This window comes from Achromobacter sp. GbtcB20, from assembly GCF_019091095.1.
Classification (GTDB): Bacteria; Pseudomonadota; Gammaproteobacteria; order Burkholderiales; family Burkholderiaceae_B; genus Achromobacter; species Achromobacter mucicolens.
The window spans coordinates 1-275 of the sequence record NZ_JAGXJZ010000510.1 but is presented as its reverse complement, the minus strand read 5'-3'; the positions used below and the strand labels follow the sequence as shown (position 1 = coordinate 275).

Annotated in this window: 1 pseudogene; it reads left to right on the top strand. The window is 56.4% G+C overall.

From position 1 onward, the window contains the following. Window positions 1–222: pseudogene (locus KVT32_RS29990) on the top strand (hypothetical protein); the annotation flags it as partial. Window positions 223–275 lie beyond the last annotated feature (53 nt).

Below are 275 nucleotides of genomic sequence, written 5' to 3'. Positions count from 1 at the left end.
CAGGAGCTGTGTGGCTTCTCTGGCTCGCCTAAAGCTTTTCGCGAGCGTTTCGCGGTCGCCAATCAAGGTGCGTATCACCGTATTTATACCCCGGAGGATATCCGCCGGATTCGCATGACGATGCTCTCGCTTCCGCTGGATACCGAGCGTACCAAGACACTCCCCCCGATCCTCAACTTTCGTATGGCCAAAGGGGGCACAGGCAAGACGACGATCAGCTGAAACATTTCCTCTGCCCTTGCAATGATGGGGCACAAGGTGCTGATGATCGACCG